The sequence below is a fragment of the Paenibacillus rhizosphaerae genome, assembly GCF_014192015.1.
In the GTDB taxonomy this organism is placed as follows: Bacteria; Bacillota; Bacilli; order Paenibacillales; family Paenibacillaceae; genus Paenibacillus_AQ; species Paenibacillus_AQ rhizosphaerae.
Genome location: NZ_JACHXJ010000002.1, coordinates 1,637,191 through 1,663,076 on the forward strand (window position 1 = coordinate 1,637,191; position 25,886 = coordinate 1,663,076).

Annotated in this window: 21 protein-coding genes and 1 pseudogene; 18 read left to right on the forward strand and 4 right to left on the reverse strand. The window is 46.1% G+C overall.

Annotated elements, in window-relative coordinates; all coding sequences use genetic code 11:
- Positions 1–249: 249 nt before the first annotated feature.
- Positions 250–1,452, reverse strand: coding sequence for an MFS transporter (locus tag FHS19_RS16060; RefSeq protein ID WP_183582755.1), 1,203 nt, complete (start codon positions 1,450–1,452; stop codon positions 250–252).
- Between the two features lie 136 nt (positions 1,453–1,588).
- Here FHS19_RS16060 and FHS19_RS16065 point away from each other — a divergent pair, with 136 nt between their 5' ends.
- From FHS19_RS16065 to FHS19_RS16075, 3 genes are all read left to right on the forward strand, one after another.
- The gene (locus FHS19_RS16065) at positions 1,589–1,918 is read left to right on the forward strand and encodes a winged helix-turn-helix transcriptional regulator (protein WP_183582756.1); all 330 of its coding nucleotides are present in this window, start codon (positions 1,589–1,591) and stop codon (positions 1,916–1,918) included.
- Positions 1,919–2,243: 325 nt separating this feature from the next.
- The gene (locus FHS19_RS16070; protein WP_183582757.1) at positions 2,244–3,113 is read left to right on the forward strand and encodes an aminoglycoside phosphotransferase family protein; all 870 of its coding nucleotides are present in this window, start codon (positions 2,244–2,246) and stop codon (positions 3,111–3,113) included.
- A 246-nt stretch (positions 3,114–3,359) separates the two neighbouring features.
- Positions 3,360–4,145 carry an SDR family NAD(P)-dependent oxidoreductase gene (locus FHS19_RS16075; RefSeq protein WP_183582758.1) on the forward strand — a complete coding sequence of 262 codons (786 nt, stop codon included), beginning with the start codon at positions 3,360–3,362 and terminating at the stop codon, positions 4,143–4,145.
- Positions 4,146–4,484: 339 nt separating this feature from the next.
- Here the strand turns inward: FHS19_RS16075 and FHS19_RS16080 are convergent, their stop codons facing one another.
- On the reverse strand, positions 4,485–5,003 hold the full coding sequence (locus tag FHS19_RS16080; protein WP_183582759.1) for a hypothetical protein: 519 nt from the start codon (positions 5,001–5,003) through the stop codon (positions 4,485–4,487).
- 26 nt (positions 5,004–5,029) lie between these two features.
- Positions 5,030–5,395 (reverse strand): hypothetical protein, encoded by a 366-nt coding sequence (locus FHS19_RS16085; protein ID WP_183582760.1) that lies wholly within the window; start codon positions 5,393–5,395, stop codon positions 5,030–5,032.
- Between the two features lie 295 nt (positions 5,396–5,690).
- On the opposite strand from FHS19_RS16085, the gene FHS19_RS16090 reads away from it, so the two are divergent.
- The 11 genes from FHS19_RS16090 to FHS19_RS16140 all read left to right on the forward strand — a co-directional run bounded on the left by FHS19_RS16090 (position 5,691) and on the right by FHS19_RS16140 (position 17,777).
- Positions 5,691–6,125 (forward strand): GNAT family N-acetyltransferase, encoded by a 435-nt coding sequence (locus tag FHS19_RS16090; RefSeq protein WP_183582761.1) that lies wholly within the window; start codon positions 5,691–5,693, stop codon positions 6,123–6,125.
- A gap of 684 nt (positions 6,126–6,809) precedes the next feature.
- Positions 6,810–7,190, forward strand: a complete 381-nt coding sequence (locus FHS19_RS16095) for a hypothetical protein (RefSeq protein ID WP_221223927.1) — start codon at positions 6,810–6,812, stop codon at positions 7,188–7,190.
- A gap of 566 nt (positions 7,191–7,756) precedes the next feature.
- The gene (locus FHS19_RS16105) at positions 7,757–8,593 is read left to right on the forward strand and encodes an excinuclease ABC subunit UvrA (RefSeq protein ID WP_183583015.1); all 837 of its coding nucleotides are present in this window, start codon (positions 7,757–7,759) and stop codon (positions 8,591–8,593) included.
- 12 nt (positions 8,594–8,605) lie between these two features.
- Positions 8,606–9,493, forward strand: coding sequence for a serine hydrolase domain-containing protein (locus tag FHS19_RS16110; RefSeq protein ID WP_183582763.1), 888 nt, complete (start codon positions 8,606–8,608; stop codon positions 9,491–9,493).
- 408 nt (positions 9,494–9,901) lie between these two features.
- Positions 9,902–10,672, forward strand: coding sequence for a nucleotidyltransferase domain-containing protein (locus tag FHS19_RS16115; RefSeq protein ID WP_183582764.1), 771 nt, complete (start codon positions 9,902–9,904; stop codon positions 10,670–10,672).
- Positions 10,673–11,127: 455 nt separating this feature from the next.
- Positions 11,128–11,751 carry a TetR/AcrR family transcriptional regulator gene (locus tag FHS19_RS16120; protein ID WP_183582765.1) on the forward strand — a complete coding sequence of 208 codons (624 nt, stop codon included), beginning with the start codon at positions 11,128–11,130 and terminating at the stop codon, positions 11,749–11,751.
- Positions 11,752–11,952: 201 nt separating this feature from the next.
- A complete protein-coding gene (locus FHS19_RS16125; RefSeq protein ID WP_183582766.1) occupies positions 11,953–13,572 on the forward strand; it encodes an FAD-dependent monooxygenase in 1,620 nt (539 codons plus the stop codon).
- 740 nt (positions 13,573–14,312) lie between these two features.
- Positions 14,313–14,489, forward strand: coding sequence for a S26 family signal peptidase (locus FHS19_RS35690; RefSeq protein WP_376771886.1), 177 nt, complete (start codon positions 14,313–14,315; stop codon positions 14,487–14,489).
- 292 nt (positions 14,490–14,781) lie between these two features.
- Positions 14,782–15,756: an ABC transporter substrate-binding protein gene (locus FHS19_RS16130; RefSeq protein ID WP_183582767.1), complete on the forward strand. Its 975-nt coding sequence runs from the start codon at positions 14,782–14,784 to the stop codon at positions 15,754–15,756.
- 15 nt (positions 15,757–15,771) lie between these two features.
- Positions 15,772–16,800 (forward strand): FecCD family ABC transporter permease, encoded by a 1,029-nt coding sequence (locus FHS19_RS16135; RefSeq protein WP_183582768.1) that lies wholly within the window; start codon positions 15,772–15,774, stop codon positions 16,798–16,800.
- Positions 16,797–17,777 (forward strand): FecCD family ABC transporter permease, encoded by a 981-nt coding sequence (locus FHS19_RS16140; protein ID WP_183582769.1) that lies wholly within the window; start codon positions 16,797–16,799, stop codon positions 17,775–17,777. The genes FHS19_RS16135 and FHS19_RS16140 overlap by 4 nt, the downstream gene beginning before the upstream one ends.
- A gap of 5 nt (positions 17,778–17,782) precedes the next feature.
- Here the strand turns inward: FHS19_RS16140 and pdxR are convergent, their stop codons facing one another.
- Positions 17,783–19,216, reverse strand: a complete 1,434-nt coding sequence (gene pdxR / locus FHS19_RS16145) for a MocR-like pyridoxine biosynthesis transcription factor PdxR (protein WP_183582770.1) — start codon at positions 19,214–19,216, stop codon at positions 17,783–17,785.
- A 744-nt stretch (positions 19,217–19,960) separates the two neighbouring features.
- Between pdxR and FHS19_RS16150 the strand changes: the two are divergent.
- The 4 genes and pseudogenes from FHS19_RS16150 (at position 19,961) to FHS19_RS16165 (ending at position 25,867) form a co-directional block, all read left to right on the forward strand.
- Positions 19,961–20,598, forward strand: a pseudogene (locus tag FHS19_RS16150) (IS3 family transposase).
- Between the two features lie 577 nt (positions 20,599–21,175).
- Entirely contained in the window at positions 21,176–22,981 is a 1,806-nt protein-coding gene (locus tag FHS19_RS16155) for a sensor histidine kinase (RefSeq protein WP_183582771.1), read from the forward strand.
- On the forward strand, positions 22,959–24,014 hold the full coding sequence (locus FHS19_RS16160; protein ID WP_183582772.1) for a response regulator transcription factor: 1,056 nt from the start codon (positions 22,959–22,961) through the stop codon (positions 24,012–24,014). The genes FHS19_RS16155 and FHS19_RS16160 overlap by 23 nt, the downstream gene beginning before the upstream one ends.
- Before the next feature lie 182 nt (positions 24,015–24,196).
- Positions 24,197–25,867 (forward strand): type 2 periplasmic-binding domain-containing protein, encoded by a 1,671-nt coding sequence (locus FHS19_RS16165; RefSeq protein WP_183582773.1) that lies wholly within the window; start codon positions 24,197–24,199, stop codon positions 25,865–25,867.
- The last annotated feature ends 19 nt before the right edge of the window (positions 25,868–25,886 follow it).

Here is a 25,886-nt window from a genome sequence, read left to right on the forward strand (position 1 = left end):
TCGTCCCCATCGTGCGGATGCGGCGCGCAACTTTGGCGCGGTTATTATTAGATTTAAAAAATATCACTGGGCAACGTTAATCCAATTTCCAATCCATAAGGCTGTTACTGCGCTATGTTCAATGCTCGGCGAAAATACGAAGAGGCGTCCACTGAGCTAATCAACTGATACCTACACGTTCCCATATTTACTTAGTTGCTTTCATACCTTAGGATATAGATCAAAATATCGACAGAACTACTATTCAAATTATGCATTACTTACATTGACTTCGGCTTGTTTCTTTGGTTTCTTGGACACGGCTAAATACTGAAAACCAATCATGAGGAGATTAACCGCGATCATGCCAATGATGGCGATGGAGAAGCTGTGTGTCGTGTCGTGAATCCAGCCGAGGATCAAGGGCCCTGCAGCACCTATAACATACCCAACAGATTGTGTCATTGCTGCCCAAGAAGCAGCTTCCTGTGGATTTCCAGTCATATCGATGGGAAGCAATAAATTCAGTGAAAACAACGTGCCGGCTCCAAGTCCAATCAACATGGCCGCGATCCAAGGCTGTATGTTGAACATAATCATGATAAAACCTACTAGTTCAACCGTTGATGCAACAAGAAGCCATAGCAATCGGGAAGGGATTTTTTTCAAAAGAAATCTCATCAACAGTCCTGCAGGAATTTGCACGACGGCAAAGATCGTTAATACGTTAGCCGCATACCATTTACTATAGCCCATACTTTGAATCATCGGTGGCAGCCAGGCCGTTACCGAATAAAACAACATCGCCAATAAGCCAAATGATAACGTTAGAAGCCATGCCTTTGCGTTTCCCCAGGGGATTTTTGCTCCCTTATCAGCCTTATCATCGGCTCCCATTTCTGTGCTGTGTTTGATCCGACGTATTAGAAGTACCCATACACCGATGGCTAGGATCCCCAATATCCCCCAAATCGCGAGCCCCTCCTGCCACGAATTCAGCCATGTTTGAATCGGCGCGGACAGCCCTGATGCAAGAGCTGCGCCTATCGTTAAGGCGAGTGTATAAACAGCTATCATGGATGGAACGTTTGAACTGAAGTGCCGCTTAATAAACCCCGACAGTAGCGGGCCGACTGAAGCAATCCCTGCTCCAGCTATGAAAGCCGTTATAATTAACGAAATTGTGGAGTCCACTACAAATCTGAGCAATGTTCCCACTCCAATCAAAAGCAAAGACCAACTGATCACTCGCTCTAGTCCCCATCGCCCACTAATTTTAGCGGCAAGTGGCGAGAAAATCCCCATACAGAGTACCGGAATCGTTGTGAGCAGGCTTGCCTGCCAAGCGCTCATGTTTAGATCATTTCGGATTGATTCCAATATTGGTGAAATGGAGTTAATAGACAATCTTAAATTAAGTGCAGCCAAAAAGAGAGCAGCTATGAGTAAACCGCCCGAAAATGTTTTATTCATTTCCTCACCCCTATATAATAATTTATTGCGATCGCTATAGGAGTCATTATAATATTCGACTTTCTGAGGTGGAAGTACGCACATTAAAGTGGTATTGTATCCTAAATGATACTACGATATCGGTGAGGTGAAGATCGTGGAGGTTCAACCATCCTTATGCAAAGTGGAAGAAACATTAAGCATAATCTCAGGTAAATGGAAGCCCATTATTCTATTGCACTTGCTATACGGCGGAACCAAACGGTTCAGTGAATTGAAGCAACTGATTCCATCCATAACGCAAAAAATGCTCACTAATCAACTTAGAGAGCTGGAAGAAGCAGGTGTTATTCGACGTGTTGTTTACCCGCAGGTGCCGCCTAAAGTTGAATACTCCGTAACCGAGTATGGGGAGACGCTTAAGACGTTATTGTTCAAGATGCACGAATGGGGAATTGCTCATGTGGACCGACTGAATCAGGATTAAATTTTGCCCTCATCCGCCCGGTCTAATCGTTATTCGAAAAGTCTCGCTGCGGTGAGAAATGAATGCCAGCGCGACCAAATCGATTCCCGGCATCATGAGAGCCGGAGCGATCATCATAACATCGGACGCAGATACGGTCCCACCTATGACGTACACGCAATTTGCCTAAAACGCCAAAACCCGGCAATTCTCTTGATCAAGCGGCTGTGAGGACTCGTTATACGATCTCTACGAACTAAAGAGGTGTTAGAGTGGGAACAACATTTGATCACATGATGCAGGACTCGAATTACAAACGTGAATGCGGACGAGGAGGAGTCGACTAATGGGTGAGAAGATGCACGACGACGAAATAGAAATTGATGAGGCGCTCGTGCGCCGTCTGCTTGTCGCCCAGTTTCCCCACTGGGCAGGGCAGTCCCTGCGACGGATCGAGCCTGCTGGCACAGAGAACGCCGTCTTCAGGCTAGGCGACGAATTTGCTGTTCGGCTCTCGCGGCGGGAGGGACCTTCGACACCAGATAGTCGCGAATTTATTTGGCTGCCTAAGCTGGCGCCATTGGTTCCGCTTGAAATCCCCGTACCTATCGCTCAAGGACATCCGGATAGGGAATATCCGTGGTTTTGGGAGATCCATACGTGGGTTGAAGGCGAGACGGTACCGATAGAGGAGATTGATGCGATTCAGGCCGCGCGTGATCTTGCGGCGTTCGTTGCAACGCTGCAGCAACTCGATCCATCGGGCGGGCCGCCGGGCCGCGGCATTCCTTTGGCTCAAAAGGATGAGGAGTTCCGCTACTGGCTGGCGCGGTTCGATGGCGATCCCTCGGTGTCTGCTGTGTGGGAATCGGCGCTTGCTGCGCCTACGTGGAAAGGCCCGCCGGTTTGGCATCACGGTGATCTTGACGCGCGTAACTGGCTCGTGCGAAACAAACGTATCACCGGTGTGATCGATTGGGCTACAATGGGTATTGGCGATCCTGCATGCGATGTCATGGTCGCTTGGAAGTTACACTCGCCGGCGGCCCGTGATGCGTTCCGTGAATATCTTCCGACGGACGAGGCTACGTGGGCAAGAGCCCGCGGATGGGTCGTTTCTCAGGCAGTGGGAGTACTGGCTTACTACACGCCGGAAAACAATCCAGTTCTGTATCAGGAGGCGAGATCCTGGCTCGATCTAGTACTATCAGAGTAATACTTGATTAAGAAAAGAATCACTAACTTCTAACAATCATTGAACTATCGGGGAACGATAGCTCAATAAAGATGTTTGAAGGCAGCCGACCCCAAAGCCGGCTGCTTTTTTCATTAAGCTAACGGGCAGGATAGTTTATAATTCTAGGTTTGGTTAATTAAATCGCAATCGAAAAGAAACCGCTTTATATACCATGTAATATAATTGAATCAAATTGGCATGCGATCAAATAAAAGGAGCATTCAAATGTTACTTAAGAACAAGAACGCTGTGATTTACGGTGCTGGAGGCGCAATCGGAGGTGCTGTTGCCCGTGCATTCGCCCAAGAAGGGGCAAATGTCTTCCTTGCGGGTCGGACTCTTGCGACACTTAACGTGGTGGCCAGAGAGATTTCTGACGTAGGGGGTGTAGTAGAGACTGCTCAAGTCAATGCTCTCGACGAGCAGGCGGTAGAGAGACATCTCGCCAAAGTAGCAAACAAATTTGGGAGTATCGACGTCTCCTTTAACATCATCGGACTTGGCGATACTCAGGGGGGACCGCTCGTGGAGATGGAGAAGGAGCGATTCATTAACCCAATCGTCACAGCCATGCAAGCACATTTCATCACTGCTACCGCAGCGGCTCGCCATATGGCTAAGAACAGGTCAGGAGTCATCCTGGCTCTCACCGCCCAGGCCGCCCGTAAGCCTTACCGCGATGTTGGTGGCTTCGGGGTTGCAGGAGCTGCGATAGAGGGCTTTTGCCGGCAACTAGCGATTGAGGTTGGCTCACAGGGCATCCGTGTCGTTTGTCTACGTTCGGCTGGCTCTCCCGACGCACCCGGGGTGGACGAGGTCTTCCGACGTCATGCGGACAATGCCGGCATTTCCCGTGAAGAGTTTGAGGCAGGTATCGCTGAAAAAACACTACTAAAGCGGCTTCCAAGGCTCGCCGAAGTAGCGAATGCGGCCGTCCTTATGGCCTCAGATCGAGCCAGCGCGATAACTGGAGCTGTGGCAAATGTGACCTGTGGTGAAATTGTCGACTAAACGAGTGAGTGAGATTCCAAATCGTACGAACGTATGCAGAAACCATGTAGTACGTAAAGTATTCATCTCAAGATAAAATCAACTGGGTGTCACGTTACACTAACAAGGGTGTCGAGGGACAAGAACATAGTCCCATTGAGAGTCGCTATTATAGCGGCTTTTTTGTTTTATCGGAACAAGTTCTTGTCCCGAGTCGAGGACAAGAACTTGTTCCGACTACCGTAATGGACAAGAACATAGTCCGATTACCGATTAGATAAGCATCCCAACAGCAGGGTACCCATGCAAAAATTCATTAAGCTAACGGGCAGTTTAGTGTGGATGTTCTCTTTTTTGTTCTTAGTTCGGATTATCAAGCGAATTGGCTACACTCTTCAAAGTGTTGAGGTTTGCCAATGCCCCTTTTTTAATACCGATGCGATATTCTAATCCGTCCTTTTCGAAAATAAGGGTATTTGCTAAACGCTTCGGATTGTCATGTTCATAAATGGCCTTCGTGCCGTCGGACAGGTGAACTACTTCGGTGTGTTCGTTCATTTTAAATCCTGAAGAAGAGAAAACGTGGATAGTCATTCTTTGGCCAGTTTTTGCATTGAAATAACTGATGGCCACGTGCGGATCAAGATCATTAAATGATCCCTGAACCTGTGTAGCATTAAAAGGCACATACTGTGGAACAAGGAATGACTTGTTGGTTAGAGCTTTGAATTTTTCACGGGTATCAGTTATTGAGTTATTTGATAACTGATTCGTACTTATTTCGGCGGGAATTGTTAACTGTTTTTTATTTTCAAGATGCATTGCGTGGGCGCTGTCATTAGCACTGATTAAGGCTGCAGCTAAAGATAATTCAAGCATTGTTTTAAGCCACTCCTTGATTGTGTTTAGTCTGTATTAGTGCTTTCGGGAATTTCCGAAACACGGGTTACCATATAGCCTGAGTTATCCATCTTCTCTAAATCGACTCTAATTTTTTTCTGGACTTTATTATCCTTAAAGAGATCCCCTTCCAAAGTAAGGCTGGTGCCATTTATTTCACAAACCTTCTTAGGAATGAACCCCCAATCTGTAATATGAAATTCTCTTGAAATCGAGTCATTGATTTCACTATGAAGAATGGATAACGTGTAGGTTCGTATGTCTTGTACTGAATTCTCTACCTGCTCAGGTGCTGCTACACAAATCCCGCATACGCTCATAGGAAGTAATAATGTCGACAGAAGGAAAATCAACTTTATTATGATTTTCAATTCAATCACTCCTTCAACTTGTATGTTTTACAAAAAAATGAATTATATTTATGGAACAGTTCTAATTTTTACCCATGAGTTCGCCTTATTTGGTTCGTACTCTTCTCTATACATAACATGACGAAAAGGGACGAGAGCGTCATAAACAGGCTGCCAACATCAATGTCAGCCTGTTGAGCTAGCGGGTAGTTTGATTCAGTATATGGTATAATTCAACATCTATTAAAATCATTTTTAAGGGGTTTTTATGAACGTTATTAGTGCTACAAAAGATGACTTGAACGGGTGGTTAGACTTGGCAGCGGAAGTTGAATACTTATTTGGTCCAATGGTGAGTGACTCTAAATTTATTCAGGCAATAGAGAAAAATATTAGCCGAGGCAGTGCATTCTGCGTTAGAGAAAACAATGGAGAACCTGGATCTCGTCTACTCGGTGGTATATTATTTTCGTCAGCAAGTGCACCAAGTTACAAAATTGGATGGTTAGCTGTTTCTTCCATATCGAGAAATAAAGGTATAGCCACCGCATTACTGAAACATGCATTGAAGACTGTTAATGTCCCTGCAGAAATTTCTGTTACAACTTTTGGTGACGAAGTCCCAGACGGGCAACCTGCAAGGCGGTTGTATCAAAAGTTTGGATTTGAACCTCAAGAAGAATTGATTCCAAATGGCCCAGAAGGCGGTAGCCGGCAAAAATTCAAGCTGGTATTGATTAGACAGGATTAAACTGACGGGAAACAATACTTCAAAACAACAAACAGCAGTTGGCTATTAATTGGCTGCTGTTTTTATTGAACTACCCTAAAAATAACTCATAGCGTAGGTCCAAAAAAGGCAATGCGAAACTATGCGCAGCTTCAACTGTTTTAAAAAGCTGCGTCTCGTTCAATAAGAGATGGAATCAGGATGCTTCTGAAGTGGCCAGTGTTTACGGTAAATCCAAGGTTCTCTAGCTTTCGAACGGTCTGTTTAACGAAGGCGTCTTGGTGCCGTTTTTCAAAGTAATCGGCCCCTAAGTCTTTGTAGTCTTCTTGCCGGGTAAGCAGATGGTAAGCGATCGTCATGATGCAATGAGAACATCCATGAAGCTCACCTTTCTACGGCAAACCGAATTTGAGGGCCGGTGCAACAACCAAAACGGATTAATCTACCCTGCGTGCTTCCCAAAAGGGAGCGACATTCCGTGGTGCACCAAGGTCGTTGGGCTAACGGATGGGTTCGCAACACCATAGTTGATCGACCTCTCTCGCCAGCCGTAAAATTAGTATAAAATGAATGGGCATAATTTTCATGATTCTGCGGTGCCCCGAGAGGGGCATGGGTGGCTAACGGGCAGGATGCATGAATAAATGCTATATTATTGCAATAAGATTGGAAGCAAACAATAAATGAAATTGGGGTGAGAAAGTGATGATTATTGCTGCGTTGATTGGAAGTGTAATTTTTTTGGCACTTGCTATTGGGTACATATTGTTAGCTATGGGTTTACCTTACGGAGAATTTGCAATGGGCGGTAAGTATAAAGTAATGCCAAAACAAATGAGAGTTGCATGTGCCATTTCGGTATTTATTCAGTTGGTTGCAATCATGTTTATACTACAAGCAGGGAATGTAATCTCGATAGATGCTTTAGAAACCAGTGCAAAAGGAGTATGTTACTTTTTTGCATTTTATTTAATAGTGAATACCTTTATAAATGCTTTGTCCAAAAGTAAAAAGGAAAAGCTTGTTATGACACCATTAGCTTTTCTCACAGCGATTTGTTTTCTAATTACTGCGATAAATGCTTAGACAATTTGTTGGATGTTCAGCTAACGAGGAACGATAGTTAAATCATGACACTCGGCAGCCGACCAATCGATCGGTTGCCGTTTTTCGTTGAACTAAAGGGCAGCATACTTGAATAACACTGCTTATGCTTTGTCAGTATGGTTCGTTACTGTGTAATGTTGTAGATGTTTTTGGGGAAGTATGATTATACGATTCACGATTATCTCTGGCTCTATTACTTTAGCATCAGTTCCTAACTGGAAAAGTACTGGGAGACGAATTCAATTTCGTTGCGATCAATTACTGTGTCAATATAACCTAAATCCTCATTCTTCACAACGATTTGTGGTTCTAGCCATGGCTGGCTTCGGCATTGACGAAGTCCTTCTCTGGATAACTCAACGTATAGCCGAAATGGGGTAACTGGTTCTAGTTTGGTATGGCTAAGCAACCAATCGTAAAGCGTGATCTTAGGAACATGATCCCGCTCTAACTTCTTGAGCGTTACAATTCGGTCTGTACGAAATAGTTTCACCTCGTTAGTATCCATAGCTAAGGCAGGCATGTACCAAAAGCCGTTATAGGCGGTGGAGGAAGCTGACTTTGATGAAGAGCAGCTGTTTGATAACCAGACGGAAACAGCACTCAAAGGCCAATCAGACATAAGCGGCGTATCTGTCGTCACCCAATCCCCAATCGGGCGGTCTAGGACATCCCCGCCAGCAAGCTACATCGGGATATTTGATCATATTCGTGGGATTTTCGCTCATCTGCAATCGTCTAAGGAACAGGGATTCACTGTAGGGGATTTCTCGTTTAATTCCACTGGTGGATGTTCTGAATGTCAAGGTGAGGGATCCATTCAGAAGGAGACGCGTGGATATGTCTTTACATGGACTTGTCATGTGTGCGGGGGATTGCGATACCAACGAAATGTACTGGACATTAAGTTGAATGGCAAGAACATTGCGGAAGTGCTTGAGATGTCCGTTACAGAAGCGATCGACTTTTTCGCGCAAGAAACTCGGATTTCTGAACCACTTCATCTATTAGAGAAGATCGGCATGGGCTATTTAAGGTTAGGACAGCCGGCGACAACAATTAGCGGCGGTGAAGCGCAGCGGATTAAGTTTGCCAAAGCTTTAGGAAGAAGCCGTAGTGGCGGGATACTCTATATTCTGGATGAACCTACATCGGGACTTAGCTGCGCGGATGCAGAGCGGCTCATGGACGTATTGCGAAGCCTAGTCGATCATGGTAATTCGGTGTTGATTATTGAGCATGATTTATCGGTGCTAAAGGCATGCGATTGGATCATTGAACTCGGTCCAAACGGGGGAGAGGAAGGTGGCAGAGTTATAGCTGAAGGTTCGCCTGCTGAGCTTATGCGTCAGCCAAATTCCATAATCGGTACATATTTCTAAGGAGGTCGGACCATGGAAGCTTCATCATGGGTTCAAGCAGATATGGAGATTATCGCGAAATATCCGAATGTCCTTAGTATGGTCATACTACGTAACGGTGCTATCGTTCATGAGCGCTATTATCGTAATACTGGGCCTGAGCATGCTGTCCCGGTGATGTCGGTCAATAAGAGCATTTTATCTGCCCTTGTTGGGATTGCATTGGATAAAGGGATCATCTCGGATCTTGATCGGAACGTATTGGACTTTTTTCCTGAGATGAATAGGAAAGATGTGGACCCCCAAACATCACGGCTAACACTGCGACATCTCCTGACGATGAGTTCAGGATTCTATTACCCGCGGTTAGCAGGAGACGCTCAGCCCATCTGGGAGCGGACGATGCGGAGTCGCCATTGGGTAGAATTCAGTCTAACCCTTCCAGTAAGAGACGTAATGGGTCAGCAAATGGTCTACAAGAATACGGATGTACTTCTCCTTGCAGCCTGTCTGTGCCGTTCTACGAGTAAGAAGATTGGAGAGATCGCGCAGGAATGGTTATTCGAACCGCTCGAATTATCGATCAATCCTTGGCATGCAGAGGATCCACAGCAATTAGGGATTGGTACATTATCGATGACCGGACGAGATATGGCTACTATCGGTCAACTCTATCTGCAGCAGGGCATGTGGAGTGGGTGTCAACTTATTCCTAAGGAATGGATCCATGCATCGACAAGCCGGCAGATCGGGAACTATGGATTTTTATGGTGGGTCGAGGAAGACGGGTATTCAGCATCCGGTGCAGGTGGATCGTTGATCCGCGTGATCCCAGAGCAGAGTATGGTGGTCGTATTCCAGACTAAACATCTCAAGCGATTCAAGAATCCGAGGGAAATCGTTGATCGATTGTTGAAATAAGGGGGCGGGGTGGGCCCTCTATACTATCACGGGCACCACAAGCCGTTTGCCGACCGTTTCTCGGTACTCCACTGGGGAACGGTCGTTTAGTTTCTTCTGAAAACGTCGGAAGCAAGCCGCTTTTTGTGCCATACCTTAATGAAATGTCGGGGGACAAGAGCATAGTCCCATATGAAGTCGCTATTTTAGCGGCTTTTTTGTTTTATCGGTACAAGTTCTTGTCCAGAGCCAAGGACAAGAACTTGTACCGATTACCGATTAGATAGGCATTGAACTATTAATTGAATTTATTTAGCTAACAGGCAGGGGAGTTTATTGATTTCGCGAATACTCTACATATGAAGTTATTTACGAAGTTCGTAGATAAGACGTTAGCCGAAAGAAGTTCTTCGTTTAGGAGGAGTCTATATGATATTAGAAAAAGTTATAAATAAAATTGTAATACAAAGTGAATATAAGGATTTTGTTGATAAGTATATAGATAATATACTTACCGAATTTAAAGGTAAGATTCATAGCATTTATATGTGTGGCTCGATTCCAAAAGGAACTGCTAAACCTTTTAAGTCAGATGCAGACTTTACTATTGTATGTGTAAATCCCAAAGATATTGATTACGAAAGATTGTCAAATATTAATGACCGGCTTTTGGAAGAATATCCAGTAGTATCTAAGATTGATACGACAATTTGCTCAATTGACGATGTATTAAGTAAACCAAATGATTGGGGTTTTTGGGTTAAGATAATTTGTGTTTGCATATATGGTCATGACGTTGGTGAAAAAGTACCACCGATAATTATTTCTCCAGAGTTCATTTTAGACTTAAATACAGAGACCAAGAAGGAAGTAGATCGTAGACATAGTTTACTTTCTAATGCTAGTGATAACACAATGAAAACTAGATTAATTAAAGGTTACTCTAAGAGATTAATTCGTGCATTATACTCTTTGGTTTTAGAAGATACAGGTGTATGGCAAGATGACATTATTAAGATGAAGAATGCCATATTAAACCATTGTGAGATTGACTCCGCTTTAGTTGATTATCTGTATGCTTGTTACTTGGATGGTAATAATGTACTTGTTGAAGAGTTTCTGGGAATTGCAGATGAAGTATATAGCTATTTTGAGAACGCCTTAAATGCAATGGCTGCTTCCAGAACTTCCTTCGACTAACACCATATTGACGTTCCTGGTCACTCTGATCATAAACGGGTGTATGAAGCAGCATATCGTATTCTATGATCTGGGGAAGGATGGATATAACAATATAATTTTAGAACAAACGTACAATGGCCTAATGTCGGGGGACAAAAACATAGTCCCATTGAAAGTCGCTATTTTAGCGGCTTTTTTATTTTATCGGTACAAGTTCTTGTCCCAAGCCAAGGACAAGAACTTGTACCGATTACCGTAATGGACAAGAACATGATCCGATTGCCGATTAGGTATAAATCTAATCGGTTTTCACCCGCTATTCATTACTTTAGATCAAAACCCGAAAGCTATTTTTTGCTTCGAATGATCGTGACAGAAATTAAATGCTGATGAGCTACTTGACATGGAAAGAAATAACAGTATATTATTAACTCAACGAACGTTAGGTGAAATAAAAAAGGAGGTGTGATTTGGTGTCTGACACTGGAAGAAAAAAAACGAATCGCGATCTCTTGGCCGAAGAGAGAAGACAACAGATCCTCGATATCGCTAGGCGGCTTTTTGCGGAGAAGGGATTTCATGCGACTTCCATGCGCGAATTGAATAAAGAGATTGGTATGGCCGAGGCCTTGACGTATCATTATTTTCCCGGTGGCAAGTATGAAATTTTACAGGCTGTGCTGCAAAATTCACAAGAGAAACGGATGGCCAACATTCTTACATCATTTTCAAGTACATTCCGCGACGATACGCCATTGCGGGAGGTGCTGCTGAATGCGATTGATGGCTTTTACGAACGGTTTATGAACGACAAGGAATACTTTCAGATTTTGCTTCGGGAACGTAGCTTGGTAGAGCACGAGCAATTGAAATGGTTAAATCGTATGGCGGAACAGCCCTTCGAAGCGTTAGTACATTTTTTGAAAAGACGGGCAGAGCTTGACGAAATACGGCAGATGGATTTTGAGATGGCGGCGTCCCAGTTAATTTCGCATGTAGCGATTGGTGCTTTCCAGCATATTTTATTTGGCAAAGAGAGAGACTCTGCACAACTGGAGCGTATGGTCGACTTCTATGTCAAGATGTGGTCTACATAGGGCCTGTTATTTTTTTGATTATTTAACTCAACGAACGTTAAGTTAGTGAATTGAAAAATATAGAGTAATTAATAATTGAAAACCAGCATACGCCTGCGCTCGTCATTGTATCAAGGGTTTAGGTCCATGCAAAATGCTCACTCAGTAAAGCGGTTCTTAATTCAATGAAGAACACAGTTCATACTATTGGAGGAAAACACTATGGAAAAACAACAACTTCCTGTATTGATCGTTGGCGGAGGATTGGTCGGTTTATCAACAGCCTTGTTTTTAAGTCATCATGACATTACTTCTCGCGTGATTGAGCGGCATCGTGGAACATCCATCCATCCCAAAGCGCGTGGGATTAATACCCGGTCGATGGAGTTGTTTCGCCCCTTTCAGATCGAAGAGCAGATTCGCGTAGCAGGTGCAGGATTAAACAAAGGCGGCGGTTGTTTACTCCATGCAAATACCCTGCTTGAAGCGGATTTCTCTACCATGAAAAACTTGATTCAAAAACTTGAAAAGGAGAATGACCAACTTAGCCCCACCATTGGTAGTTTTACGACCCAAGATTTAATGGAACCCATCTTACTGCAGGCGATCCAAGAACGTCAAGGAGATGTCCAATTTAATATGGAATTAGTTTCGTTTACTCAAGATGAACGAGGGGTTACAGCAATCGTTCAAAATCGTGAAACAGGCACTCGTGAGACGGTTTTTGCGCAATATTTGATCGCAGCCGATGGTGCGAATAGTAGGATTCGCCAAGCTTTAGGAATTCAAATGAGCGGACGAGGAACACTTAGTTATAATATGAACATATATTTTCGAGCCAATTTGAAACCATACGTTGAGGGTCATGAGTTTAGCATTTGTAATATTAATCATTCAAAGGCGACCGGAACGTTGGTATCGATCAATCATAATGACGATCTTTGGACCTTCCATGTTAATTTCGATCCGACTAGGGGAGAAGGCTTGAGCGATTTTCCTGATGAGCGGTGTATTCAACTAATTCGCACAGCGGTGGGTGATCCTAAGCTCGATGTGGAGATAATCAGTGTCCTTCCTTGGGAAGCTGCGGTAAAGGTAGCGGATCATTTTCAAGTAGGTCGTATCTTTTTAGTCGGGGATGCGGCACATCTCATGCCTCCTACTGGAGGATTTGGTGGAAATTCAGGGATCGCAGATGGACATAATTTAGCTTGGAAATTAGCTGCTGTTCTAAAAGGCACAGCCGCACCTGAGCTCTTAAACACATATGAGATCGAACGAAAAACAGTTTCTCATTTCACCACCGAGCAAGCTGGTCTGATCGCGAATACTGGACAGCTTAATATGGTTAGTAAAAAAGTGAGTAAAGCACCTGTTACTAGTAATAATCATGTCATTATGCGGTACCAATATCGTTCATCAGCAGTCATCGCTGAGCACACTGATTCAGAGAGTAACTTATCACCTTATGTCGAACAGCTTGATGGAAAACCAGGCACACGTGCACCTCATCTCTGGTTAGAACAAAATGGACAGCCCATTTCCACCATTGATCTCTTTCACAAAAACTATGTTCTATTAGCCGATGAACATAGTACATGGGCCTATGCCGCACAATATGTGTCTGGTGAATTAAACCTACCTATCGATATGTTCACTATCGGTCATATAGGAAACTTACAAGATCCTGAAAACCAGTGGCATAAAACCTATCAGGTTCCAGCCGGTGGAGCTGTACTCATTCGCCCAGACGGTTTTGTCGCTTGGCGCTCTTGTCAGATAGAAAATTCAACCGAAATATTGTCATCGGTGATTAGACAATTGTTATCCTTAGAAAAATAATAAACCTTATAGTGGTTTGCGATGTTCAACGCCTACCTATCGAAGCGGCTGGGAAATCGATGAAGCAGGAGCCCTGAACTTTAATTGTCTAATGACACAAATTGGGTCCCCATTGTGAGACAGTTTCCCAATCAACTTCATCATGTGGTTTAGAATACGCCCTATATAAGACTGCATTAGAATTCTTGTTTTTTACCAGGGCGAAGCAGAAGAATTCATCTCAGCAGGTATGTCAGCCGACGGTCAGCCGAGTGGAAAAAGGTCATCCGGCGGGGATTATCGAGTTGGGGACTGGCCCGAAAGAACGCAAAGATTTTTATATCAAGAGTCAAAAGCTGGTGACCGGGGAAGACAAGGTATTTGTATACCTGGCTAAAACCAATGATTCGCTGAGTTTCTTTTCAAAGATGTCGAGGGACAAGAACATAGTCCCATTGAGAGTCGCTATTATTGCGGCTTTTTTGTTTTATCGGAACAAGTTCTTGTCCCGAGTCGAGGACAAGAGCTTGTTCCGATTACCGATAAGATAAGTATCTAACATTGTTTCCATGCAATCTCATTAAGTTAACGGGCAGGATAACGTAAAAATCATTGTCATTTTCGTGCTTTTGCTTGCATGATGTAATTCGGGTAACACAAGTAAAATTATCACTGATCCCGTAACTAGTCCAATAATTAGTACAGTAACCAATAATGAGTTGGATTCCGGGCAGATCATCTATAATCATAACTATGACAACATGGATCGAGGGAATCATGATTTAGAAGGACAGGTTGTAATTGATTTGAAGTATTACAATGATCAAGCGGTTAACCGTGGCGATATCGTATACTTCACAAATCCTGAAACTAAAAAGAACCTTGGTAAATACGGTATTGCTAGAGTAATCGGACTACCTGGCGAAAAACGAAGATAAAATTAAGGGCAAAGTGGTGGGGGTAATAGGTAGCCCGTTAAGCTAACGGGAAACGATAACTCAATGAAGACAATTGAAGGCAGCCGGCTTTTTGGCCCTGTCCTTTTGACCATGCGCTAACGAGAGACTCAACTACCCTGGAAAAATAGTCGCAGAGTTAAGACCGGGCGCGGTGGATTTCAAACTGGATGGTCACCAAATCTAAAAACCGGATGGTGTCAAAGCGGGGAACGTTCATTACAATGTGTGAATGATAATAATTATCATTTTCATTATAAGGAGGGTTCACGCATTGACCGGAAAGAAAAGACGATTACTATTTCTGCTTCTGGTGCTGAGTGCTGCACTATCCGGATGTGCCAGCCATACAACGAAACCATCCGCATCCGTTGTGGGGAACGGAACGGAAACGGCAGCGGCTTCGGAAAGCAAAAACATCGCTGTAAAGCATGAGTGGGGCACAATCGAGCTGAAGGAAACTCCCCAAAGGGTTGTAACACTTGATTTTTCTTTTATCGATACGCTGACCAGCTTAGGCGTCACTCCTATAGGCAACGCAGGTGTAGGCACGACGAAAATCCCGGAATATCTGCAAGACCAGGTGACTGGGGTGACGGATGTGGGTGAGCGAAAAGCGCCCAATCTGGAAGTGGTCCAGTCCTTGAATCCCGATCTGATTATCGCCAGCGTCGACCGGCACAGCATGATCCGTGAAGATCTGACGGATATTGCGCCTACCGCTGCTTTCGATGACGCTAGTCTGCAGCAAGTATTGGACAACGTGCATAGCCTCGGAACGTTAGTAGGCAAACCGGAAGCGGCGAAAGGCGTTATAGACGGCTTGAAGGACAAGATCAGCATGGTCCGCGATCAAATTGAAGTAGCTCCTACAATGGTTGTAGCAGGATTTTTCGACGACGATTTTACAGTGTGGGTAAAACATTCTTTTATCGGTTCCTTACTGAGCGAAGCCGGCGTAAATTATGCATTTGACGGAGAAATCGCCAACCTGGAGGGCAAAGGAGAGGGAGCCACGGTAACGCTGGAGAGACTCCATGAGCTTAATCCCGATTACATTTTGGTTTACGGAGATAATCCGGACAAGCTGCAGACGAACCCGTTGTATCAGGACCTGAAAGCCGTGAAGGAGCATCATTTTATTTCCGTTGACCGCAACCTTTGGTCGCGCGGAAGGGGGCCGATTGCGGCGAATCGCATTTTGGATGAACTGCTTGCGATCTTGTCGCCTCAATCGGCATCCGAATAGGAAGCGGGAATTCAAATGGAAATGAACATGAGTAAATGGCCTGCAAAAGGCCGCTCTTCCCTTCCGCTGCTCTTCTTGTTCGTATGTTTTGCGGCATCCCTTGTTTTGCTCGGCTGCCTTAGCGTTTCTTTCCGGGTAGACGGCATGACATGGCGTAATTGGCTGCCCGGTGCGGGAGCCGAAGGGATAACCAGCGCATATTATACGGTCTGGCATGTCCGGGCGCCCAGAGCGGGGCTGTCCGTTCTGCTCGGATCGGCTTTGGCGGTCGCCGGCTGTCTTCTTCAAGCCGTGACCCGCAACCCTTTGGCGGATACGGAGATTATGGGCATTAATCAGGGCGCATCCTGCTTTGCCGTCCTGGCTATTATGATGTTCGGAGGGACGGACAGCTCCTCCGTTATTTGGGTTGCGGCTTTATGCGGCGCGGGGGTATGCGGCCTGATGGTTCACGGGCTGGCCCGCCATAACAGAGGCGGCCCCCAGCTTGTATTGGCCGGCGTGGCGATCAGTGCTTTCGCGGGTTCTCTGACGACGGGCACGATTCTGCTGTATGAGACGCAGCTGACCGAAATCATGTACTGGATGGCAGGCAAACTTTCCGGGGCAACCTGGTCCGACGACCAGCTGATCCTGTTCTTGGACGGACCCGCCATAATTGTTTCTCTTCTGCTCTCCCGCAGCCTGAACGTGCTGGTGCAGGGCGATGAGGTGGCGGCAAGCTTAGGGATCCATGTGACCAGAATCCGAAGTCTTCTTGGTTTCCTGGTGATCGTACTCGCCGGCAGCGCCGTGGCAGTCGCGGGCCCCATCGGATTTATCGGCCTAATCGTACCGCATATGGCAAGAAGGCTGGGCGGGACGAATCATTTCATCGTTTTGCCTTTAGCCGCTTTGCTTGGCGCAAATTTGCTGACCGCGGCCGATTTCGCGGCTCAATGGATAACCTACCCTGCCGAAATTCCGGTCGGAATCGTGACCGCATTTCTCGGTGTCCCGTTTTTTCTCTATTTGCTGCGCAGGAAAGGGGGAATGCGTTCATGAAATCCTATCGTTTCGTCATCGTGGCGGTGACGCTTACGGCCTTGCTTGCAGCGGCGGCTGTGTTGAGCCTGCGCCTCGGGGCCGTGGCCACTCCCGTTCAGGACGTCGTCCAGGGTCTTCTGAGCGGGGACGGGCTGATATGGAAATATCGATTGCCGCGGCTTATCATCGCCGTTTTGGTCGGCACGAACCTGGCTCTTTCGGGAGCGATTCTGCAAGGTATCACCCGTAATCCGTTGGCTGCCCCGGATATCGTCGGCGTGTCGGGCGGGGCCGGTTTCGCAGCGGTGCTCGTGTTGTTGGTCTTCCCTGCGCTGATGTCGTCTGCGCTTCCAGTTACCGCCTTCATGGGTGCCATCCTCGCCGCGGCGCTTGTGTACCTGATTGCATACCGGCCCGGCGGAATCGAGCCGTCAAGGCTGGCTTTAACCGGCGTGGCTATTTCCGCGGGCTTCCAGGCTATGATCATGCTTCTGATCGTAAAATACGCGCTCGACTCCTCACAAGCTTTGGTTTGGCTGAAGGGAAGCCTTTACGCAAGGACGTGGAAGCATGTGGAATTGCTGTGGCCGTGGACCTTGGTCGGCCTTGGCTTGTCCCTTCTGTGCCGGCGGCAGTTTAATGCCCTGCAGCTGGATGAAGATACGGTGAAGGGGCTGGGGATACGGGTTCAGTTGGTCCGGCTTGTGCTGCTCTGTACCGCGGTAGGGCTTGCTGCCAGTGCCGTAGCTATTGCGGGTACAATCGGTTTCGTGGGACTTGTTGTTCCTCCGTTGTCGAAATTGCTTGTTGGACCGGATAGTTCGCATTTTCTGCCTATATCGGCACTGCTCGGAGCCTTGCTGGTGACACTGGCCGATATGCTCGGACGAATCATCCTTCCTCCGCTGGAAATCCCGGCCGGTCTGGTCACGGCGCTGATTGGCGCTCCGTATTTCATATACGTGCTCAGCTTCCGTAGACCGAAGTCCAATTGAACCTTTCATTCCAGCACGGCCCGAAGGGCTTCCGCAAGCCGGGCAATGCCGGGTTCGATCTCCACTGCTTGAGGACGTGAATAGGACAATCGCATATAGCCGGACTTGGCCCCGTATACGCTGCCGGGAACGAAGGCAACGTTTCTCTTCAGCGCCTCGCTCAGCATCCGTCCATCGCGGATTTCCGGGATGATCCTGCACCACAAATGCAGCCCTCCTTGCGGAACGGTAAACTCTACAAGTCCTGACAGTTCCCGCTGCAGCGCCCCAGCCATCAAATCCCGCTTGAGGACCAGCTGCCGGTGTAACCTCTCCAAATGGGGCGTGAAATAAGGCGATTCAAGAAACTGCGCAGCTATCTTTTGCGGAATCACGCTAAATCCGAGCTCCAGCTGACGTCTCGCGTCGGACAGGCGCTGAATCACGGATTGTGGGGCGACAATCCAGCCGATCCGTAGCCCGGAGGCTGCGATTTTTGAGAACGAGCCGGTATATAGAACGGTCGCTGCCCGATCCGCTGCTTTCAGCGAAGGGGGAAAGGTATCGGATGAGGTGAGGCTAAGGGAGTCCTCCTCAATCACCGGAAGCCCCAGCTCGCTTGCAGTATCGAGCAGTGCGCTTCTCCGGGCCCGGCTCAGCACGGTGCCTGTCGGATTTTGAAAATTCGGATTTACGAATAGCATCTTGATCCGGTGCTTTTTGCATAAATCGTACAAATCATCGGTCATCATGCCGTGTTCATCAACCGGCAGGCGAATCAATTTAAGCCCGGCGGACCGGAACACCGACAGCGAACGATAATAGGACGGATCCTCGACCCCGACCGCATCGCCTGGGGATAGCAGGCACTGCATAATCAAATAGATCGACTGCTGGGAGCTGGTTGTAATCACAATGGACGATTCCGTCGTCCGAATCCCTCTGTATTCTCGTAAAAACGAAACCAACGCCTGCCTGAGCGGCAAAAATCCCTGCGGACTGTCGTAGCCTTCCTCGGGAAGGTGAAAATAGGATTTCACCAGCCGGTTGATTTCTTCGATCGGAGACAAATCCACGGACAGCTTGTTGCTGGCAAAATCGATGGCGGACGGAGACTGCTCAAGCATTTCCCGGATTCGGCGTATATACGGCAAATTGGGTGCGAAATTGCCTCCTTCAGTGTAATCGTGCCACGGGGGCGTATGATGGGACGATAGTTCCTGCGGATCGCCGCTTACCTGAGTTCTGCTTCCGGGAAGAGTCTCAATGATGCCGTGGGAGCGAAGCTCTGCGTAGGCAAGGACCACGGTGCTCCGATTGACGCCAAGCTGTTCCGACAGCTTGCGCTCGGATGGAAGGGGACTACCCGGAGGAAATTCGCCTTCACGGATCCGGCGCTCCAAGTGATCTGCGATTTGGATATATAATGGCTTATGGCCTTGTCGGTCTGGTTTCCACACATTTATTCACCTGCTAAAATATATGTAGTGATTCGATGCCCCCTTATCATAGGGAGCATTCAAGTAAATTGCAAATCTTTATATGGGTAGGCGGAAATTCTCCTAGAGTATATTCACCTTTTATATACCCGGCCAGGTATTCCTTACTAGATACCGTAAGGACGAATTCGGATGGCTGGCCGCTGTACCAGATCTATCCGGAAAGCTTCGTCCGGCGGGGATTATCGAGTTGGGGACTGGCCCGAAAGAGCGCAAAGACTTTTATATCCAAAGTCAAAAGCTAGTTGAAAAAAACGCGTGTCGAGGGACAAGAACATAGTCCCATTGAGAGTCGCTATTATAGCGGCTTTTTTGTTTTATCGGAACACATTGGAGGTTTTTGTTGATGATCAGACGAGCCGATTGAAGTAGCGCCAGTACAATACGGGCTGTTTTTTTTGCGCGTCGATGGAGGGGTTAAATTATTTCCGGGGATGGTACGTCTGTCAGTCCTGTATTCGGGATATAGAGTTAGAAACCGTAGGGAGACTTGAAAGTTCTGTCACATCGGAGAGTAGAAGAAAGCTAACAGAAAAACCATCAGGGACGCCATCAGAGGAAACAGGGAAAAGGACAAGACGAAGAAAGGCGGAAGTCTTGAGGCAATTGGCCGATGTTATGCGGACTGGATCACTACACTTAATTGGACAGAAAAAATAAGGGCTTGTAGAATAAACCTATCATGCTAAGGAGCGGATCTCTACAATGCCAAAACAACAACGGCGAACCTTCACTTCTGAATTTAAAAAGCAAATGGTGCAACTCTATGAAAACGGGAAATCCAGAGCAGCTATTGTGGAGGAATACGGCCTCACAGCTTCAGCTTTAGATCGCTGGATCAAGCAAGCCCAGACGTCAGGTTCCTTCAAGGAGAAAGACAATCGTTCTTCAGATGAAAACGAACGGGCAGCCTTGCGAAAAGAGAACCAGCGTTTGAAGATGGAGGTCGATATTTTAAAGCAAGCCGCGCTGATCATGGGACGAAAGTAGCTATCGTTCGAAATAACCTTGATAAATACTCGGTATCAGCAATGTGTGACATCCTGCAAATCGCAAGAAGTACCTTTTACTATGAAGCGAAAGAACAACCGAACGAAGACGAGAACACGGAAGCTATTGTGGATATCTTCCATAAAAACCGAAAAGCCTACGCTGTGGCGGAGGCTACCTACAAGGTTATGAAAACGGAGTTCATCCATCAGATGGAGTTCCAGAGCCTTGATCACCTGCAGTTGGAACTATACGACTACGTCAACTGGTTTAACAAGCATCGAATTCATGGATCACTGGGATACATGACGCCTGTTCAGTATCGCCAAGCAGCCCTTAAAAAAGCTGTCTGATTTAATATTGACAATCCATATATTCGTTGGTAAGCAGAGTGGTAAAGATTTTGAGCGACCGCGTTACCAAGCCATGCACATCGATGATCCGTGAGGGTACCTGGTGCATGTGGGTGCACTCGACTGGTTGGGTTAGGATTACGATGGGATTATTAGTGAGTGGAAGTTCATCACAAGGGAAATCGGCGCAGATATTGTTTGCCTGGACAACGAGACACTGTTTGATTCACGAAAATTTAGACATGGGAGATCTCGGCAAGCTGCTTGAGGACCACATAATTTTTATATTAATATACATAAAAAATAACATTTCTCCGTTATTATAACCAAAATATGAGGATATGGAGTAGCTTATGTTGGTGGCGGTCAGCCCTACCCGATATTTTGAACTGTGGCCCATAAGAAGGACACTTTAAAAAAGTGATCCTTTTGTGGGTCATTTGTGTTTTAATCAAGATAAAAGATAAGGGGGAAAAGGAAAGTTGACGCGAGTGGTTTTTTACAGAGGAGTAGATGCTAATCTTGGAGGGAAACCCCTGAAATACCACATCTATCACAACAAAAGGGGAAATAGGCAATGAAGCGAACCATGAAATCTCTCTCGCTAAGACATAAGATTATCGTTATGTTTTTAGTCCTTTGTATATTTCTGATTGGTGCAGGAATCTATTGGTACCGCATGACCACCCTCACGATACAAGACAACACTATGAAATTAAGCAGGCAAATTATTAATCAAATGAACAGCCGCGTGGATGCATACTTTATGGAAATTGTAAATCTAACACTGCCCATGACGGCCAGGAACGTATCCGCACAATTCTTGGATAAATCCAGCGGGGGTCCTTACGAGCGTTTGCTCTATGCGAAGCCGGTGAACCAAATGATCTACAATGTTATGGTGGGTAGGCCGGAGATTTACGGCATATCGGTCGTATCCCAAGACCAGGTGAGTACCTCCAGTTACAGTAACCTATTCGCCCAGGAACGCTTTTCAAAGATCTCCAATAAATTGGACCAGCCTGGTAAATTTGTTATTACTGGCGTTGAGAATTACAACAATATAAGGCTGCTCACCATGGCGGTTAAATTTTTCAGCCCGGGAACCCAACATTGGGGTATCCTTATTGTTGATTTGAAGCTGGACAAGATCAGTAGCATTGCAAAAGACGTGACTTTAGGGGATACGGGGTTCATATGGATTGCAGATACCGAAGGACGCTACTTATACTATCCTGACAGCCACAAATGGAGCGAGAGGATTCCCGAGCCATTTTGGAAGCGGCTTCAGAGTAGTGGTGAAGGTGGGGGGATCGAATATTCGCGAGGCAAAAAAATGATTGTAACCTACGGCAAATCCGAATTAACCAACCTGGCATTCTTCTCAGAAACCCCTCTGGCTGAAGTGAACAATGATCTGGTTAAGCTTAGGAATACGACGATTCTGATTGGAGTCACCGCACTTATGCTTGGCATGATGGTTGCCATATCAGTCTCTTTTTCATTATCCAGGTCCATACTTTTACTGCAGAGACTTATGAAACGAGTGGAGATCGGAAACCTTGATGTACATGCCCCTGACAATAAGAAGGGGGAGATCGGTTATTTATACCGTAGTTTCAATGCCATGGTGAACGAAATTAAAAATCTAATCCGCACGATTTCTGCGCTACAGGTGAAGGAAAAAGAATTGGAAATCAAACAGCTAGATTCCAGAATGCAGGCACTCCAATATCAGATCAATCCCCACTTTTTATACAATACTTTGGAAATTGTAAATTCGTATGCAATTATTGAGAATATACCTGTCATTAGCAGGGTTGTCCAATCCTTGGCGCGGATTTTTCGTTATAGTGTGGAAAATCACGCGAAGACGATTCCTTTGTCTGAGGAACTGGCTCATATTAAGGACTATCTGGATATTCAAATGGAACGCTTCGAAAACTTGCGGGTCGAAATATTAATGGATGTCAATCAATCGGCGAAGATGATGGCAGTCCCCATGATGCTTCAGCCTTTGATGGAGAATGCTTTCAGGCACGGATATCAGAATCATAAACTGGAACCCGGTTCCTTGGTAATCCAGGGTCACCGTTTGGGAGATTTCTTTATTATTGATGTGGAGGATAACGGGAGGGGGATGGCTCCAGAGCTAAAGGATTATTATAATCGTCTGTTTCAGGATTCTGGCGGGGAGGATAGGGTTGAAGATGCTCGCTTGGGTCTTTGGAATGTTCACAGTCGAATCCGGCTGTTTTTTGGTCATGGATGCGGTCTACATATCCTCAGTTCAGATGCAAGCGGTACGATCATCCGTATTACTCTTCCTTTTTATTCCATTCGCGATGGGAGCGAGGCCCTTGTTCACGATCATGATTGTTGATGATGAAAAAATGATAAAGCGAAGCCTGCGGGCAATGATAGAACGCGCAGGAGAACCATATAGCGTCACTGGAGAAGCCACCAATGGTAGGAACGCTCTGGAACTGATCCATAGACATCCGCCACATCTGCTTATAACGGATATTTGCATGCCTGAAATGGATGGTCTCGAGTTGATTTCTGAAGTCAGACAGCAGTACCCCCTGACTGAAATTATCGTTATATCAGGTTACGGAGAATTCAAGTTTGCACAGCAGGCGCTCCGCTATAACGTAACAGATTATTTGCTAAAGCCTGTTGACCCGGATGAGTTTGTTCTTACGTTGCAGCGAATTCATGAAAGACATCGGAGGGACTTCCAGCGGTTAATGGGCCGTAGTGAACAAACGTGGTTTTTTTTGGAAGACACCGAACGAATTATCCTGATGATATGGACGCTACAGGAAACGGGCCTTCGAAGAGAAATCGATGGATTCCGCGAAAAGGTTGAGACTGCTGGGATGGATATCGTCTTGGCCAAGGAAATTTACATGAATCAGTTAGTGTATATTTCTCAGAAACTGTCGGAGCTTGGTGGCCTAACGTATAAAATTTCTTATACAGAGCAGGATCCGCATCCTTCATTGGAAAAGTTGCACGAGAAGTTCCTCGTGACTTGCATGGGTATGTATAATAATGTCGTCCAGCTGCGTAATCACGCTCAGTCGTTACAAATTAGGAAGGCAATCCGCTATGTTGATTCAAATTTCCAAGACTGTAACTTATCGCTGACCAGTGCTGCAAAAAGGGCCTCGATGTCGGTAACATATTTCAGCCGCATGTTTAAAGAAGAAACCGGATTGAGTTTTATGAAATACGTGACACGCCTTCGAATGGAAATGGCTAGGGAGCTTCTGGCAAGCTCCGATTGCATGGTTGGCGACGTGGCGAAGTGGATAGGCTATTCCGATTATCATCATTTTGCCAAGGCATTTAAAAAAAATACCGGGATTACGCCAACAGAGTATAAGAAGATTCAAACATTGAATTTATAAAGGAACAATTAATCCTGCAAGCGGATGTTTGACCAAGAATCGAATAAAGGCATGGATACCCCCCAGGATTGGTGGGGTTATTTTGTGTAAGAAATGATACATAGCGATATGAAATACCATATACGCCGAAGAAACCCTAATGTACCATAAAAACTGTCATTAATATTATCGGGAGGTGCGGTATGAAGAAGGGTATGATCCTGACATTGGTGTGCGTTCTGGTGTGGACAATGCTGTCCGGGTGTTCCAAGAGTAATGAAAGTGAAGTAGCTGTGGATCAAAGCAAAACTGCCCAAGAAACGGATGGCGAGGAAAAGATCAATGAATACGGCTGGGCAGTGCCAAGCAAGACATTGGAAATCAACTTTTATGCGGGACAGGATAATCCAGAAACCGTAAAAGAGAACAGCAAATTAATGCAGCAATTCCTTCTGGACAAGTTTAATGTGAAGCTGAATAAAATTGTGTATGACGTGGACATGAACGAGAAGCTGAATCTGATGCTCGCCTCGGGCGACTATCCGGAGGTTATTACGGGCCTGAATGATGAGCAAGCCGCGAAATGGATCGCACAAGGAAAGGCGGTCGAGCTCAGCCAGTATATCGATAAGGTCGCGCCTAATGTGAAGAGCCAACTGGGTGATCTATATAAGTCTTTCCTTAACGACAAGAAAGAATTGTATGCGCTTCCAAGTTATTGGGGTGTCCTTCCTATCCCTGGGGCATCGGCCCACATTCGTTATGATTGGTGGAAGGAGATGGGGGCACCAGAGTTTGAGACGCCGGAAGAATATTATCAGATCTTGAAGAAAATGCAGGAAGCCCATCCGACCAATAGTAAGGGAGAGAAAACCTACGCTCTCTCCGGGTATTCTCCGATGATTAAAAATGTCCTTCCAACACTGGCAGGCATGTGGGGCCTCGAGGCTGGGTATAAAATTGATGCAGACGGTACCAATACCCATTGGGTAAATACACCGGAGGGCCTCGAACTTACCAAGTTTATGAATCAGGTTTATCGTGACGGGATGCTAGATCCTGACAGCTTTATTAACACTTTCGATGATTGGAAAGCGAAATTTTCAGCGGAGCGCATTATGGGCCATATCGGTTCCTGGTGGGTGACATGGAATGCGGGTCATGAGGTATGGCAGAAAGCAAATAAAGACTGGACTGACGAGCAGCGTTTTATTCAAGTGCAAGCGAAATCAGCAAATGCCGAGTCAGCAAAACTGACTGCTTTAAACGCAAGGGGATCGTACCGAACGATCATTACAGATAAAGCGAAAAATCCGGAAGATATTATGAAATGGTTTAACTTCTCCATTACAGACCTGGGCACCCGGATTATCGGTTGGGGCGTCCCGAATATTGAACAATCCGTATGGACATATAAGGACGGCAAAATCGAATGGGTGGATGCCATGAAACAGGGCGTCATTAACGGCACCTACGATTTTACAAACAGCGACAAGGTTGGGCAAGGTGTCTTCACGCTCGTCGAAGGCATCGGGACGATGAAGGATGACGGAAAAAGCACCTTCTGGTATGACCAAAACTTTAACGACGAAGCGGAATGGAAGAAGCTGATGAACGAAAACTTAAAGGATACGATTTATGACAATACACTAGGCGTGATCCAGATCCCTGGAAACGATCCGCTCGCCGTGACCAACACGCAAATTGATGAACTGCTGGAGACGCTGTGGGCCAAGGCGGTGACGGCCAAAACGGAAGCGGATGCGGAAGCCGGGTTTAACGAAATGCGCGATAAGCTGAATGGCGCCGGGCTGCACGACATTGAAGCGTATCGTACGAAGGAATATCAAAGACGGATGAAGGAATGGAAGTAATGCGCACGATGCTTTGAGG